The 13792-nt window shown below is 36.6% G+C and carries 17 protein-coding genes; 12 read left to right on the forward strand and 5 right to left on the reverse strand.

Translation table 11 applies throughout. The features are described from left to right. Positions 1-30 precede the first annotated feature (30 nt). From LACWKB8_RS01270 to LACWKB8_RS01285, 4 genes are read right to left on the reverse strand one after another with little or no spacing between them, the layout of a single operon-like run. Positions 31-1329 (reverse strand): ABC transporter substrate-binding protein, encoded by a 1299-nt coding sequence (locus tag LACWKB8_RS01270; protein WP_052059621.1) that lies wholly within the window; start codon positions 1327-1329, stop codon positions 31-33. After that, positions 1313-2002, reverse strand: coding sequence for a response regulator transcription factor (locus tag LACWKB8_RS01275; RefSeq protein WP_038521043.1), 690 nt, complete (start codon positions 2000-2002; stop codon positions 1313-1315). Before LACWKB8_RS01275 ends, LACWKB8_RS01270 begins: the two co-directional genes overlap by 17 nt. Continuing rightward, on the reverse strand, positions 1995-3323 hold the full coding sequence (locus tag LACWKB8_RS01280; protein WP_038521047.1) for a sensor histidine kinase: 1329 nt from the start codon (positions 3321-3323) through the stop codon (positions 1995-1997). The genes LACWKB8_RS01275 and LACWKB8_RS01280 overlap by 8 nt, the downstream gene beginning before the upstream one ends. After that, entirely contained in the window at positions 3323-4336 is a 1014-nt protein-coding gene (locus LACWKB8_RS01285) for a sugar ABC transporter substrate-binding protein (RefSeq protein WP_052059622.1), read from the reverse strand. Before LACWKB8_RS01285 ends, LACWKB8_RS01280 begins: the two co-directional genes overlap by 1 nt. A gap of 199 nt (positions 4337-4535) precedes the next feature. On the opposite strand from LACWKB8_RS01285, the gene LACWKB8_RS01290 reads away from it, so the two are divergent. Genes LACWKB8_RS01290 through LACWKB8_RS01310 form a run of 5 tightly spaced genes read left to right on the forward strand, consistent with a single transcriptional unit; the run spans position 4536 to position 7585 of the window. Further along, positions 4536-4976, forward strand: coding sequence for a PTS sugar transporter subunit IIA (locus LACWKB8_RS01290; RefSeq protein ID WP_038521050.1), 441 nt, complete (start codon positions 4536-4538; stop codon positions 4974-4976). A gap of 17 nt (positions 4977-4993) precedes the next feature. Continuing rightward, complete coding sequence (locus LACWKB8_RS01295; RefSeq protein ID WP_038521053.1) at positions 4994-5497, forward strand: PTS sugar transporter subunit IIB; 504 nt, start codon at positions 4994-4996, stop codon at positions 5495-5497. A 60-nt stretch (positions 5498-5557) separates the two neighbouring features. After that, positions 5558-6424 (forward strand): PTS sugar transporter subunit IIC, encoded by an 867-nt coding sequence (locus LACWKB8_RS01300; protein WP_038521056.1) that lies wholly within the window; start codon positions 5558-5560, stop codon positions 6422-6424. A gap of 2 nt (positions 6425-6426) precedes the next feature. After that, positions 6427-7269 carry a PTS system mannose/fructose/sorbose family transporter subunit IID gene (locus tag LACWKB8_RS01305; protein ID WP_038521058.1) on the forward strand — a complete coding sequence of 281 codons (843 nt, stop codon included), beginning with the start codon at positions 6427-6429 and terminating at the stop codon, positions 7267-7269. 19 nt (positions 7270-7288) lie between these two features. Then, positions 7289-7585 (forward strand): PTS fructose transporter subunit IA, encoded by a 297-nt coding sequence (locus tag LACWKB8_RS01310; RefSeq protein WP_038521061.1) that lies wholly within the window; start codon positions 7289-7291, stop codon positions 7583-7585. A gap of 64 nt (positions 7586-7649) precedes the next feature. Here LACWKB8_RS01310 and LACWKB8_RS01315 read toward each other — a convergent pair whose 3' ends face one another. Next, the gene (locus LACWKB8_RS01315) at positions 7650-8324 is read right to left on the reverse strand and encodes a hypothetical protein (RefSeq protein WP_038521063.1); all 675 of its coding nucleotides are present in this window, start codon (positions 8322-8324) and stop codon (positions 7650-7652) included. 56 nt (positions 8325-8380) lie between these two features. On the opposite strand from LACWKB8_RS01315, the gene yaaA reads away from it, so the two are divergent. The 7 genes from yaaA (at position 8381) to LACWKB8_RS01350 (ending at position 13645) form a co-directional block, all read left to right on the forward strand. Further along, positions 8381-9148 carry a peroxide stress protein YaaA gene (gene yaaA / locus LACWKB8_RS01320; protein ID WP_038521065.1) on the forward strand — a complete coding sequence of 256 codons (768 nt, stop codon included), beginning with the start codon at positions 8381-8383 and terminating at the stop codon, positions 9146-9148. 57 nt (positions 9149-9205) lie between these two features. Beyond that, positions 9206-9811, forward strand: coding sequence for a histidine phosphatase family protein (locus LACWKB8_RS01325; RefSeq protein WP_038521066.1), 606 nt, complete (start codon positions 9206-9208; stop codon positions 9809-9811). A gap of 126 nt (positions 9812-9937) precedes the next feature. After that, positions 9938-10459 (forward strand): TetR/AcrR family transcriptional regulator, encoded by a 522-nt coding sequence (locus LACWKB8_RS01330; protein ID WP_038521068.1) that lies wholly within the window; start codon positions 9938-9940, stop codon positions 10457-10459. Next, complete coding sequence (locus LACWKB8_RS01335) at positions 10459-11520, forward strand: ABC transporter permease (RefSeq protein WP_038521072.1); 1062 nt, start codon at positions 10459-10461, stop codon at positions 11518-11520. The genes LACWKB8_RS01330 and LACWKB8_RS01335 overlap by 1 nt, the downstream gene beginning before the upstream one ends. Position 11521: 1 nt before the next feature. Next, on the forward strand, positions 11522-12196 hold the full coding sequence (locus LACWKB8_RS01340) for an ABC transporter ATP-binding protein (RefSeq protein ID WP_038521075.1): 675 nt from the start codon (positions 11522-11524) through the stop codon (positions 12194-12196). A 492-nt stretch (positions 12197-12688) separates the two neighbouring features. Then, entirely contained in the window at positions 12689-12913 is a 225-nt protein-coding gene (locus LACWKB8_RS01345; RefSeq protein WP_038521078.1) for a hypothetical protein, read from the forward strand. A gap of 108 nt (positions 12914-13021) precedes the next feature. Beyond that, positions 13022-13645 (forward strand): TetR/AcrR family transcriptional regulator, encoded by a 624-nt coding sequence (locus LACWKB8_RS01350; protein WP_038521081.1) that lies wholly within the window; start codon positions 13022-13024, stop codon positions 13643-13645. Positions 13646-13792: the final 147 nt, after the last annotated feature.

The following is a 13792-nucleotide window of genomic DNA, read 5'->3' on the forward strand; positions in this document are numbered from 1 at the left end:
TTTCACAATCTGAAAGTGCATTTTTGCTATTTAATTTGTTTCACTCTGATTAACCTGTAATTGGATATTGAATAGTTGGGTTTCTAAATTGCCGGCTTTGAGGGCATTTTGTATTTTGTAATCTAACTTTTCCAGATTATCGTTGTAATCCTTGAATTTAGGTAAAACCGCACCGTCTTTCATAATTAAATCAAGCTTTTTAATAGTTAGGTTATGAAAATTGATTACCTTTTCATCCAAAATTTTTTGTGATTGTGTACTTTTTACGACCGCTGGTAAAACCGAGCAGCCCATATTGGTCTTCATGACTTCTCTTTGGACTTTTTTATTAGTGCATAATAACTTCATGAATTCCCAAGCTCCCTTGGTGTTTTTGGCTTTACTTGAGATTGCAAACATGGTGGTCTCAATTGGAGTCGCTTTAATTCCTTCCATACCGGGCATTTTGGTACACTTCCATAAAAATTTGTTATTGCGAGTGATATGGAAAGGATAAGAAGTGTAAGTCCGGTATTGGGCCAGCCCCAACGGCATGAAGGCTACACGTCCTTTGTCAAATAACTGGGAGGTAACGTTAAAAGTCGACTGGTCGTTCACAATATTTTCTATCAGAGCAAAAGCACGTCTGGAACGATCTGAGGTCAATTCAACGTTGCCGTCATTTTTATTAAATATTTGAGCACCGTAGGCAAATTGGGCGTCTTGCCAATTGTAATTCATCGTTACACCATAGTATTTTTTCTTGGTATTGGAATAAGTGACTTGGTGGCACAGTTTATAAAATTGCTGCGGTGTCCAGTCATAACTCGGCGTCTTGATTTTGAATTTCTGCAGTAGTGTTTTGTTCATGACCATTAGTGTGGGATTAGCTTCATAAGGCAAGGCCAGCTGCTGACCATTATATTGACCTGCTTTAAGCGTACTGGCATAAAAAGTTGAGTTTTTGATGTTATCTTGCCACATGAAAGAGGATAGATTTTTAAATGCTCCTTCACTGGCCAGGGCATTAAAATCGCGGTTAGGCACAATTATCAGGTCCGGGGTTTTATTTTCAATGATTTTTTCACTTAACCAATTGCGGTAATCATCTTGTTGAATACCACTTTCATACTTTATTTTGATGTTAGGGTGTTCCTGCTTAAATTTGCGGATAGCATAATCAATTACTTTATATTGGTGTCCGTTGGGTACGTTCCAGCTGCTGCTGGTATAAAGCCCGATGGTTAAGGTTTTTTCGTTTTCTTTCACACGGTAGCGCCAATAAAAAGCACCACTGATGACTAGGATAAGTGTAACCAGTATTATGATAATTTTATTTTTGCGTTTCATTGTCATCCTTAATATTTTCGCTTGTAACTCCAGTTTGCACAGCCCAAATTGCTAGTTGTGTGCGGTCGCGTAGTTGCAGCTTATCCAGAATTTTTGAAATGTAGTTCCGGACAGTTCCTTCTGATAAAAAGAGTTTAGCTGCAATTTCTTTGTTGGATAAGCCTAATCCTACTTGCTGGATTACCCGCCATTCGTGTTGGGAAAAATTCTTAGTATCTTTATCGTTTACTTGAATAGCATAGTTTGCCTGTGCCATTTTGGAAAAAAGCCGAAAGACCTTTTCAGCAATATCAGGATTGATCATTGCTCCGCCGTGATACACAGTTTTAATTGCCTGATATAGCTCCTTGGTTGAAGCGCCTTTTAACAAATAACCTGAAGCACCATATTTTAAGGCGCTGAAAATAAAATCATCGTCATCAAAAGTAGTTAAGATTATTACCTTAATACTAGGATATTTTTCTTTGACATATTTTGTGCAAACAGTACCATCCATGACCGGCATCCGCACATCCATTAGGATAATGTCTGGCTTTTTCTTTTTAATACTCGCCAATACTTCTTGACCATTCGCAACGGTATCCGTAACGGTAAAGTCGGGATTGGCATCAAGAATTATTTTTAACGAGTCTCTTATTAATTGTTGATCGTCAGCTATCATTATTTTAATCATACATATCACCCTCTGCTGGAATATCAACTACTATTGTAAAACCGTTTTGGCCGTCAAAACTAATTTTTCCATTTATTATAGCTACCCGTTCTTTCATTTGCGTAATCCCATAGCCGGGGACAATTTTTTGGGCTCCCGTGCCGTTGTCCTTAATTACCATTTGGTATGTCTTTTGATCCGGTTTAGTGCAGGCAATAGAAACTTGACTTGCGTGACCGTGTCTGAGCGAATTTGTAATTGATTCCTCAATTATCCGAAAGACCACATCTTCGGTTGTTTTTTCAAAATCTGCTGAGCCCCAATGGTAAGAAAAATCAATTTTAATACGGGAAATATCAGCATATTCCCTTAGCATTTTTTTCAGAGATTCTTGTAAAGTATAATTATTTAGCGCGCCGGGGCGAATACGGTTAAGAGCTTTACGGACATCCTTAATTCCCTCTTTGACTGCTGTTTGAATTTTTACCAGCTGCTTTTTGGTGGCATCCTTATCGACATCAATCAGTACTAAGGTAGCGTCAATACCTGCCGCGATCCCAGTTAGTGCGTGACCTACTGAATCGTGGATATCGCGGGCAATGCGCTTTCTTTCACGGTCTTTAGCGATATATTCTGATAAAGCAGCATAGTTTTTTAATTCGTAATTTGCTTTAGAAGCTAAAGCTAACTTGTTTTGGATGTCATTTTCTTGGTTTAACTGGTAAATAGCAAAATAAATTAATATCAAGATAAAGAGCGTTAAGTTCAAGATGGTAATAAAATTTTTCCAGACTAACAATTTGGGCCCAATGTTAGAGGGTAAGAAGTTTAAGTAAATGGTCAAATCGGGTAGAGTCATGAAGTGGCTCAGAATTGAATAATCTGTAATCACTAATAAAAATAGCAAAAAGACTACTACCATCATCCACACAAAGTAGTCGCGAAAATCATATTGGTTGCGATTACTAATAATAAAATCAACAAAAATCAGCAAAAAAATACCATTGTATGTCAGTCGTAGAGATAGAAAAACAAAAATGGCTAAAATGAATTCTACGAAGATTATAGTGTTGTTTAACTCAGTGTCTTGTTTAAAAGCTGAATAATGGTGGTGAAAAGACATTACAACTGCCAAAACGGAGAAACTGATGATGCTTTCTCCAAAAATTGCTCGGGGCGAATCAGGAATATGGTGTAATGATTCCAAAAATTGGTAGGATTGAGATGTTTTAATGACATAATCTGTGGCATAAATAAATAATGTGGCATTAAATAAGATGGCAAAAAAATTGAGCCATAACATTGTTCTGCGTAAAGAAATTAAAACTTTGAATTTAGGCATTATTGCCACCCTAAGACGTTATAACGATTGATATTTTTATCAGTAATTAAATAAACCGGTAAGATAATTGTTCGTGGCACTTTTTTGCCGGCAATTAACCTGTATGCTATTCTGACAGCTGTCTTACCCATATTTAAAGGGGTCTGAGCTGCTGTGGCGATGGCATTATGATTGACTCCTAACAGTTTTTTCATATTTTCAGATCCATCCACGCTATAGACATCTATTTGTCGTTTTAACTTAACCTCATCAATTGCAGCTAGGGCACCAACAGCTGCTTGGTCATTCAATGCCATGATGGTATCAAATTTGGGTCCTTTTTTAAGCGCCTTTTCTACTAGTGGCAAAGTTATTTCAGACTGCCCGTAGGTATTAATTTTGCCCACGATGTGAAAACGATCGGCTCTCGGTGATTTTCTGATAGTATCAGTAAAGCCCTGTATCCGATTATTTGCGGAATAAGCAGAATAGTGTTCCAAAAGCAAAATACGAGCAGCAGTTTTACGTTTCAGCAAATGCTGTGCGCACAATTGTCCCGCATGATAATTGTCGGATAGAATCGTACAATCAGCATACTTATCCGATTTCATCTGTGAGTCAACAACAATAATTTTAATTCCTTTTTTCTTAGCTAAACGCAGCGCATTTTGAATTTTTCTACTGTTGCCGTCAACCGGATTAATAATGATGGCATTCATTCTTTGCCGGATAAAAGTATGCAGTTCTTCAACTTGTTTATTCACAATTAGTGCCGGATCCCTATTATATAAGCGGTCGTGATGGTCTTCGACATAATTAGCAATTTGCTCGTTTAAGACGGGGTAAAAACTATTATTCATTGTCATATAAGTTGAACCGATTTTGACCTGCTCGTCCTGACTGGGATATACGATAAACGTTACATACACTAGTAAAATAAAAAAAGCAGCAAGAACCAACTCGCTTGCAAGCAGGATACTTGTTTTGCGGTGGGAATGTGGGTTGTGCTGCTTTTTTAGTTTAGTTAAATTCATTCCATCATCTCATTCACTATTCAGAATATCACTTATATAGTAATTATTGCCGAAAAAATAATTTCCTTCAACCATATTTTAGGAAAGCGCTTTTAAAATGTGACAATTGTCATATCCGATTTTATGACATTTAGCACTATTAGCACAGACAAAGATTGTGCTAATTTTAACTTATACTAACGAAGAGAGGAATGAAGTATTGAAATATTTAATTTTGGTTTCTCACGGACAGTTTGCTGAAGGGGTAAAAACTTCATTGGAAATGTTTGCTGGGGATGCTATTAAGCGTTGTTTTGCATTATGTCTTCATAATGGTGATTCTGCAGAAGACTTTACTAAGAAAGTTACCGCCTTTTTGCAAAAAGAAGAGTTTAAAAAAGAAGATGAATTTGTTGTTATTGCCGATATCATTGGCGGCAGTCCGTTAACTACCTTTTTAAATGTCTTCTCTGAAAAGGGGTATCTAGCAAATTCTGTAGTAATCGGTGGAATGAACTTTTCAATGGCACTTACCGCGCTAATCTCCTTGGACACTATGCCTAAAGAAGAATTGGTTAAGTCAGCTTTAAGTGAAGGTGAAAAAGCAATAAAGCAATATGAAATTCCACAAAATTCAGTTGATAACGAAGATGACATTTAAATCTAGGAGGAAAAACAATGACTGTTTCATTGATTAGAGTCGATGACCGGATAATTCATGGTTTAATTACTACCCGTTGGGCAAAAGAACGTCCTTGTGACGGAATTATAGCTGTAAATGACAAGGCAGCTACCAACCCTATCTTAAAATCCGCATATAAATCCGCGGGTGAAGATCAGGGTAAGAAAACTTTTATATGGACAATGGCTCACTTTAATGATGTTAAGGATAAAGTATTGAATTCTAAGACGCGGTACTTTTTGATTACCAAGAATCCACAAGATATGAAGCACATTTTGGTCGATCTTGATTTTGTCCCAAGTGACCAAAAAGAGTTGATTGTGGGTCCAGGTAATGACCGTCCGGGAGCAATCAAATTAGGCAGTAATCAATCTTTTACACAAGAAGAAGGTGATGCTTTTGAGGCAATTAGCCAAAAAGGATATAAGGTTCACTTTGCTTTATTACCAGATAAACAATTAGGCTACTGGGATAAATTCAAAGGGAAATTCGGTTATTGAGATATATTTACTCAAACGAGTATCTAGCCTTAATAATTTTAATAAGAAGAAGGAGAAAAAATGACTATAAGTTGGTTACAAGCCGCCATTTTGGGAGTATTTGCGTGTTTATGTTCAAACTCCTGTATGGCTGGTCAAGCAGTCGGTAATTATACTATTGGACGGCCACTAGTTGGTGGATTGGTCTGTGGTATCGTTTTAGGCAACTTGCCGCTAGGAATTGCCTGTGGAGTTGCTACCCAGTTGGTTTACATTGCGTTAGTTACACCTGGTGGTACGGTTGCTGCTGATGTGCGGGCAATTTCATATATTGGTATTCCTCTAGCTATGGTTGCTATTTCATCACGTGGACTTAATCCAATGGGTTCAGCAGCTGCAAACATGGCAAAATCTCTTGCCACTTTAGTAGGTACAGTCGGATCAGTCCTATTTTATGCAGTGGCATTTATGAACCTGATTTGGCAGGCATTTGGCTGGAAAGATATTGAAAACGGTAAGTTAAATCGCCTCTACGGAGTTGATTTTGGCTGGCCTTGGTTATCTCACTTAGTATTCTCATTCCTGCCGACACTTTTGATGACTCACTACGGTGCAGAAGCCGTAACTGCTCTGAGAACAGCCTTACCAATGAACGGCATCCCAATGAAGACCCTGTTTACTGTTGGTGCGATGCTGCCATGTGTTGGTATTGCTATCTTGCTGCGTCAAATTATTAATAAAGCGACTGATTTCATTCCATTTTTAGTTGGTTTCACTTTAGCAGCTTCATTACACTTAAACCTTGTTGCTGTGACAGTTATTTCATTATTATTTGCTGTGATTATGTATGAAATTGAAATGGCTAAGGGCTCAGGAAATTCAAGTACTAGTTACGCCTCATCAAATGAAAATGCCGTTGGTGACGATGAAGAAGAGGAGGACATCTAAAAATGGATGCAGAAAAAAAGAGAATTAGTCGTAAGACCCTGAGTAAGTCTTTTAATATCTGGTTTTGGGGTGCATTAACCTGCTTTTCTCAAGAGCACATGCAGACGTTTGGCTATTTATGTTCGATGTTGCCAATTATCAAGGAATTATATCCTAATGATAATGAGACACAGACTAATAACATTAAGGCATATACAGCGTTCTTCAACACCAACCCAATGTTAGGTTCGGTTATCATCGGTGCTACTGCCAGTCTTGAAGAAGCACGTGCAAACGGTGAAAATATTGATGGTCAAACTATTAATGACATGCGTGCCGGTTTGATGGGACCAATAGCTGGTATTGGTGACTCTTTAATTGACGGTACTTTGATTCCGATTTTACTTGGTATCGCTTTGGGTATGTCAAGAAACGGTTCACCAGTTGGTGCTATTTTTTACATCATCGTTTGGGATCTCATTGCTTACTTTGGTCAACGTTTCCTATACTTTCGTGGTTACAAGCTGGGGGATAAAGCTGTCGGCTTTTTAGTAGGTAAGCAAGGTAAAGCTGTTAGACGTGCGATCTCCATTGTCGGTGGTATGGTTGTTGGTGGTGTTCTGGCTACCTGGGTTAACGTCACTACTTCTTTACAACTGAGAGATAATACCGGACACGTTTTCCTTGATTTGCAAAAGCAGTTAGATGGTATCTTCCCTGGTATCTTAACAGTAATCGTTACTCTTTTCTGCTGGTGGTTAATGTCCAAAAAGCATGTTTCTGCTATCTGGACAATGATCATTTTGATTGGTGTAGCTTTTGTCGGTGTTGTCCTTGGCGTATTCAATCCAGGACTCAAATACTAGAAGTAAAAACGGTGTAATAATGGACCTTAAGAAAATAACTGCCGGTTATCAAAACGAAGTTAATTATCAAAAAAAGATGCTGCAAAATTTACAGTATTGGTTGCAGACTTTATTGGCAATTGCCGCAATCGGCTTGGTCTTATGCTATTATTTCTATGGCAAAACAACTTGGCTCTTTATTGTGGGCGTGATTTTACTGGTATTTGGTGTTCTTGGCGGGGCTATTGTTGCTTATGGCAGGCACCGTGGTAAGCAGAATGTCAAACTGATAATTTCTGATTACGAAAAGAAAGTTAACTATTTAAAAAATAAATAAAGAGTAAATCAAATAGGGCTGAAGAAATAATTCTTCAGCCCTATTTTTATATTTAAAATAATATTTAAAACTTGGTTTCTTTAATGTCGTCTTCTGGGCGGTGTTCTTGGATTCGTATTATTTGCCAGTCATAATCGTTTTTGTTGCTATTAGTTAGATCAATAGTCAGTTCATTATTGCTAAACTCAAACTCTAATTCTGTTCTTTGATCAATCAGTTCGATGCGGTTAGGTTTAGCAGTTAGACCGATAATTTTGATAGTTTCGGGTAAGGGAGCCTTAACAAAAATATATTTTTGATATTTTGCATGTCTGTTTTGCAAGATAAAGCAGCTATCTTCTGCTACATTGCCAACTTTAAGGGTACAAGGCTCGCTTTCATTAAAAGCATGACCAAAAATGTGCATCCAATTGTTGATTTGTTTCAGCATTAATTCTGTTTCAGGTGCTAGCTTGCCATCTTCAGTGACTGGAACATTAATGATCGTTTTTGCTCCTGCTTTGCGGTTTAAAACCAGTCTGTTTATTGCGTCTGTCGCAGTCAAGTCAATACCTTGTACGTGCTGTTCTGTTAAAGAAATAGTGTATTTTGCACATGCTTTCTTAAAATCAGGAATATTTGCAGCAGCAGCAATAACGCGGGCGCCAATATTGCGGGCAGTTTTTACTAAAAAATCAGCAGCTACATCTTTTGCATTTTTTAGTTTAAAATTTAATACGATGGCAAAATCGGGATTCATTAATTTCTCTCCTTTAGTAAATATTATTAATAAGTTTAACCCAAAAGGTGGTAAAGATGAAAATTATTATTTCACCAGCAATGAAAATGACAGTCGACCGCGAATCTTTTCCAGCCAAGTCGCAGCCGCAATTTTTAGTCCAAGCACAAGAATTAGCTGCTTTTTTAAAAAAGTGCAGTTTTAATGAATTACAAAAAATCTGGCAGTCAAGTGAACGTATGACTAAGGAAGGCCAGAGACAAATAAATGAGCTTAATTTAAGCCAAAAAGATGGCCTGACTCCAGCAATCATCTCATATTCTGGCATTCAGTATCAATATATGGCGCCTGATCTGTTCACAGCACCTGCGATATCTTATTTACAAGAAAATGTCCGCATCTTATCCGGATTATACGGCGTTCTACGTCCTTTTGACGGAGTTTGGCCCTACCGTTTGGAAATGAAAAATAAAGTTACAGGCTTTAAACAACCTGACTTATATCAGTTCTGGGGAGCAAAAATTGCTGACAACCTTTTTGATGAAGATCAGATACTCATTAATTTGGCTTCAAAAGAATATTCTCGTAATATTAGCCCTTATGTGACAGCAGGCAGGCAAATGATCACCATTAATTTTCAGGAAAAGAAAAATGGTCAGTGGAAGACGGTTGGTGTTCACGCCAAAATGGCTCGTGGAGAAATGGTCCGGTATATTGCGGAAAAGCAATTGACCAGGCCGCAGCAGCTACGTGAATTTACTGATTTTGGTTTTGCTTTTATGCCAGATTTGAGTACTGCTGCTTCTTATGTTTTTAGAACAGAATATGATTTTAAGCGGCGGTAGAACAAAAAGATATTTGGGACAAAGCACACTAAGTAAGATTATGAATGAGGGGATAATATGGAAATAGTTTTTGTACGACACGGCTTAACTGATTTGAATAAGATTGGCCGCATGCAAGGGTCATCATTTGATCACGATTTAGATGAAATTGGTCAAAAACAGGCAGAGACAGCCGCAGCAAATTTTGATCCTGCACCTTTTGACGTCGTTTTTTCAAGCCCATTAAAAAGGTCGTTAACAACCGCTAAAATTTTTACCAAGGGTCAAAAAGAAATTAAAATTGATCAACGCCTGACGGAAATTAATTTCGGCGAATGGGACGGGCAATTTTTAACCGCGCTGGGGCAAAAATATCCCGATGCAATTGATCCTTGGGGTAAAGCGGCTGCTGACTACATTAAATATGCACCCAGTGGCGAGTCATTTACGGCGCTTAACCGCAGGTGCGGCAGTTTTATGACTGACATGGAAAAGAATTATCTGGATAAAAAAGTTTTGGTATTTTGCCATGGCACCTTAATTAGGATGATGTTTGCCCACTGCTTAACTAATGGCGACATGAATTGCTTTGAAACTATGGCTAATTGCGCATTAGCTAAAATGTCCTATCGTGACGGCATTTACAGGTTGAATTACTATAACCGGATATTGACATTTGAATAAAAATAATAGGCCTTGAAGTAAGGCCTTTTTTTATTGGTGCATTTTAATTGACTAGAGCTAATAAAAAAATTATTCTGTAATAAGTGACACAGTGTCACTTATTAAAATTAGAAGGTAAATGAAGAGATGGTTAAAGCTACTTTTATTAACTTGCCGGCAAGCAAGAAAAAGATAATCAGACAGTCTTTGGTAAATGAGTTTAGTACCTATCCACTAGCAAAGGCGCAGGTGGCACGGATTGTTGCTCAAGCAGGTATTGCGCGCGGCGCATTTTATAAATATTTTACCGATTTAAATGATGCTTACCAGTATATGTATGGGATTGCCATAAAGGCGGTCCATTCACCGGTTGAATTAACTTCAGCTTTTGAGCCGCAACAATATTACAAGAATGTAGCCAATTTCATTGAAAAGGCGCAACAAAGTTCTTATGCAGGTCTAATCAAAATGCACATTTTGTACAACGAGAATTCAGTGGGTCAACCTTTTCCGCGAGAATTAATCACTAAATTAGATCCGCAAAATTGGAGTGCAATGGTTCTTAGTCATGCGACAATCCGCTTGGTGATGGAAAATCCAGAACAAGAAAAAGAGGTTATGGCTCGCTTTAAGGCCAGTTTAGAACTATTAAAAAGGGGAACAAATTAATGTTTTTAGCAATTAAAGAAATAAAAAGAGAAAAGCTGCGTTACGGACTAATCATTTTGATGATTTTTTTAATTAGTTACCTTATATTTGTCCTTTCGTCTCTGGCAGTTGGTTTAGCCAGTGAAAATACGCAGGCATTAAAGTCTTGGGATGCTCAAAAAGTCGTTTTAAATAAAAATGCGAACGTTAGTATGAGCCAGTCAGTTTTAACTAAAAGTGATTTAGCAAAAACTACTTTAACTAAAAATGAGGCGCTGGTGGGACAAATACCAGTTGTAGTTAAAAAATCGGGAAGGCCGCAAATCTCAGCGCAATTTATTGGTGTCAAAAAAAGCCAGTTCATTTATGATGATCAAGAATTAATTGCAGGCAGAAAAGCCAAAAAGAACTATGAAGTTACTGTGGATCAAGCTTTTAAAACTAAGGGCTACCAATTAGGCGATCGTTTAGAGTTAAATGGTTCAAGCAAGAAATATCGCATCGTTGGTTTTGTCCAAAATGCTAAAATCAATATTGCCCCAATTGTTTATGGTACATTGCAGTCGTGGAAGAAGCTGCGGCAAGGACTGCCGACCTTAAGGGCCTCGGCTATTATTTCACGTGATCATAATTATAAATACAATCACAAGGACAGTAAGACATATCCCATTGCGCAATTTATTAAAAAGCTTCCGGGCTATACTGCACAAAATATGACATTCGAGTTAATGATAGGTTTCTTATACGTTATTTCACTGATCATAATTGCCGTCTTTCTTTATATTCTAACGATGCAAAAAATGCACAATTATGCAGTGATGCGGGCACAGGGGATTCCGAGCAGCACGTTAGTTAAGGCAACAATCAGTCAAGCGTTAATTTTAGTTTTAGTTGGATTGGTTATCGGGTTAGTGGCTATGGCGGTAACTGTCAAAGTTTTACCAGCTGCAGTGCCTATCAGTTTTACCCCGGGCATCATTTTGTCAGGTACGTTGGGATTACTGCTAACAGCAATTGTTGGCAGCTTAATTCCAATCAGATCAATTCTCAAAGTAGATCCAGCACAAGCAATAGGTGAGTAATATGGCAATTATTGAATTAAAAAATGTTCAAAAAGTATATGGTAAAGGTGCCGCAGAAGTAACAGCACTTAATAACGTAAATTTTAAGGCAAATTTAGGTGAAGTGGTATTAATCATGGGGCCTTCAGGCGCTGGTAAAAGCACGTTTTTAACCATTGCAGGCTCTTTACAAAAGCCAACTGCAGGAGAAGTCATAGTTAACGGTCAAAATATTGCAGATATTTCTGCTAAAGACAGCGACCGTTTACGTCTGACTCAACTTGGTTTTGTATTGCAGGCGTACAATTTAGTTCCCTTCTTAAAAGTCAAAGAGCAGTTTGAATTAGTTGATAAGGTTAAAAAAACAGGCAATATCAATGAAGAAACGTTACAAAAATTGCTCAAACAATTAGGTATCAGTTCATTGCTTGATAAGTATCCCGCTGAATTATCTGGTGGACAGCAGCAGCGTGCTGCTATTGCCCGTGCACTTTATGCTAATCCTCAAATTTTATTGGCCGATGAACCTACAGCTTCTCTAGACAGTAAAAATGTCAGTGAAGTGGGGCAACTTTTTCAAAACTTGGCTAAAGAATATCACAAGGCTATTCTACTGGTAACTCATGATCCTAGACTCAAGCAATACGCAGATCATATTTATGAAATGATGGATGGTGAGATTGAACAAAAGGTTTAGTTATTAAATTCTTGTCACAAAAATAACACTATAAAAAATAACCATAGAATAGAATTTAATTAAAAGCAAAAAATTAGCTAAACTTTTTTTCTCAGTAGTAATTTTATTATTTACAATAAAACTGTTTTATCCGGATTTTTGTTATTAATTAGAATTAACTATTTAAAATCGAAATTTTATAGAAAATCACACATTTCTTTTATATTATAAAAAGTACTTTGCTCTTGACAAAGTACTTTTAAATTTACTATTCTTATATGTGAAAAGAAAATGTTATTTTTTGAGATAAGATAACTGGAAAAATTAAAAATAAAATTATTAATTTGTTTTTTAACTATTTGAGTAAATTACTAGGAAATAATAGTTTCTTTGCTAAAATAACAAAAAGTTATTTTTTTGTATATGTTTTTGTTTGGTATAATTTTTATTTTATTTTATTAGTGGCAATCAGAAAAGCTACTATAATAAATCAATTTATGTAGAGGTACAAAAATGAATGATGTCCCTGAAGATAAGTCGATTGAATTATCGACCGACTATCAAAATCACAGTATTAATATGAACTTTTCAGATAATCTGACAGAAGATTCTGAAGTAGGCTATATTCTTTCTGCTGCTTTCTTTTCTTTTTGCGCTGCTCAAGGTTTGAGCAAAGATGAAGTAAGTGACATGGTTTCACAGTATTATGATGAGTTTATAGAAAATAATGGAGAATAATTTTCTTCATTAAAATATATATCATTCGGCAATAATTTGATTGTCGGGAAATAGCTGGTTTTTGTTAGGAATAACAGTACGTTTTAAAGTTAATCAAGGAATACCAAAATGGCTAGAAAAAAAGAAATAGGAAGAAATAAAATTTTAAGCATTGCCTATAAGATGGTTGTTAAAGATGGTATTGAGAGTTTGACTGCCCGCAATATTGCCAAGGCAGGGCATTTTTCAACGCAGCCTTTATATCTTGAATTTAACAGTATGGAAGACTTGCGCAAAGAAGTATTGCGTAAAATTGCGGACAATTTAAAGAATAATATTTTGCAGAAAAGGTATACGGATAAGCCTTTAATTGATATGGATTTATCTTATATTGATTTTGCCAAGGAACAGGAAAACTTGTTCAGAGCAATGTTTGTTGATGGTAAGTTCGGCAGTAAGATAATTGCTGATACTTTAATTGACTTTGGTGTGGAAAAGTTCAGGGAACAATATCCTAAGACTAAATACCCAGAAGACAAAATAAGAAGCATTATCATTGCCAATTGGATTACTACTAGCGGTATCGCTTCACTACTCGTTAATAAAATAGCAACTTTTACCCAAACGCAGATCATCAATGTTTTAACAGCTCAAATTAATGATGCCATTTTAAATGATTGGCTCAGTAAGACTAATAAAGTTTCATTATTTAAAACTGGCGAAGCGGAAAGCAAAAGTAAAAGCAAGAAGTAATTCTTAGTGTTTGCAGAGTGCTTATAATGTACTAAATCAACCATTTTACAGAAATTATCTATATAAATCTTTTTAAGAGCAGGAAAATGTTAAAAGCATACGGATATGCTATAATTAATCTTGAAATTAGTTTCTGAAAGGTGGTTT

Origin of the sequence: Lactobacillus sp. wkB8, assembly GCF_000761135.1 — a bacterium.
In the GTDB taxonomy this organism is placed as follows: Bacteria; Bacillota; Bacilli; order Lactobacillales; family Lactobacillaceae; genus Lactobacillus; species Lactobacillus helsingborgensis.

Bases quoted from the DNA above. Each gene is read 5' to 3' on its own strand.
- LACWKB8_RS01325 (WP_038521066.1), top strand. From the start codon at position 9,206: ATGGAAATAGTTTTTGTACGACACGGCTTAACTGATTTGAATAAGATT.
- yaaA (WP_038521065.1), top strand. From the start codon at position 8,381: ATGAAAATTATTATTTCACCAGCAATGAAAATGACAGTCGACCGCGAA.
- LACWKB8_RS01335 (WP_038521072.1), top strand. From the start codon at position 10,459: ATGTTTTTAGCAATTAAAGAAATAAAAAGAGAAAAGCTGCGTTACGGA.
- LACWKB8_RS01280 (WP_038521047.1), bottom strand. From the start codon at position 3,323: ATGCCTAAATTCAAAGTTTTAATTTCTTTACGCAGAACAATGTTATGG.
- LACWKB8_RS01315 (WP_038521063.1), bottom strand. From the start codon at position 8,324: ATGAATCCCGATTTTGCCATCGTATTAAATTTTAAACTAAAAAATGCA.
- LACWKB8_RS01285 (WP_052059622.1), bottom strand. From the start codon at position 4,336: ATGAATTTAACTAAACTAAAAAAGCAGCACAACCCACATTCCCACCGC.
- LACWKB8_RS01295 (WP_038521053.1), top strand. From the start codon at position 4,994: ATGACTGTTTCATTGATTAGAGTCGATGACCGGATAATTCATGGTTTA.
- LACWKB8_RS01340 (WP_038521075.1), top strand. From the start codon at position 11,522: ATGGCAATTATTGAATTAAAAAATGTTCAAAAAGTATATGGTAAAGGT.
- LACWKB8_RS01305 (WP_038521058.1), top strand. From the start codon at position 6,427: ATGGATGCAGAAAAAAAGAGAATTAGTCGTAAGACCCTGAGTAAGTCT.
- LACWKB8_RS01300 (WP_038521056.1), top strand. From the start codon at position 5,558: ATGACTATAAGTTGGTTACAAGCCGCCATTTTGGGAGTATTTGCGTGT.
- LACWKB8_RS01345 (WP_038521078.1), top strand. From the start codon at position 12,689: ATGAATGATGTCCCTGAAGATAAGTCGATTGAATTATCGACCGACTAT.
- LACWKB8_RS01275 (WP_038521043.1), bottom strand. From the start codon at position 2,002: ATGATTAAAATAATGATAGCTGACGATCAACAATTAATAAGAGACTCG.
- LACWKB8_RS01270 (WP_052059621.1), bottom strand. From the start codon at position 1,329: ATGAAACGCAAAAATAAAATTATCATAATACTGGTTACACTTATCCTA.
- LACWKB8_RS01330 (WP_038521068.1), top strand. From the start codon at position 9,938: ATGGTTAAAGCTACTTTTATTAACTTGCCGGCAAGCAAGAAAAAGATA.
- LACWKB8_RS01350 (WP_038521081.1), top strand. From the start codon at position 13,022: ATGGCTAGAAAAAAAGAAATAGGAAGAAATAAAATTTTAAGCATTGCC.
- LACWKB8_RS01310 (WP_038521061.1), top strand. From the start codon at position 7,289: ATGGACCTTAAGAAAATAACTGCCGGTTATCAAAACGAAGTTAATTAT.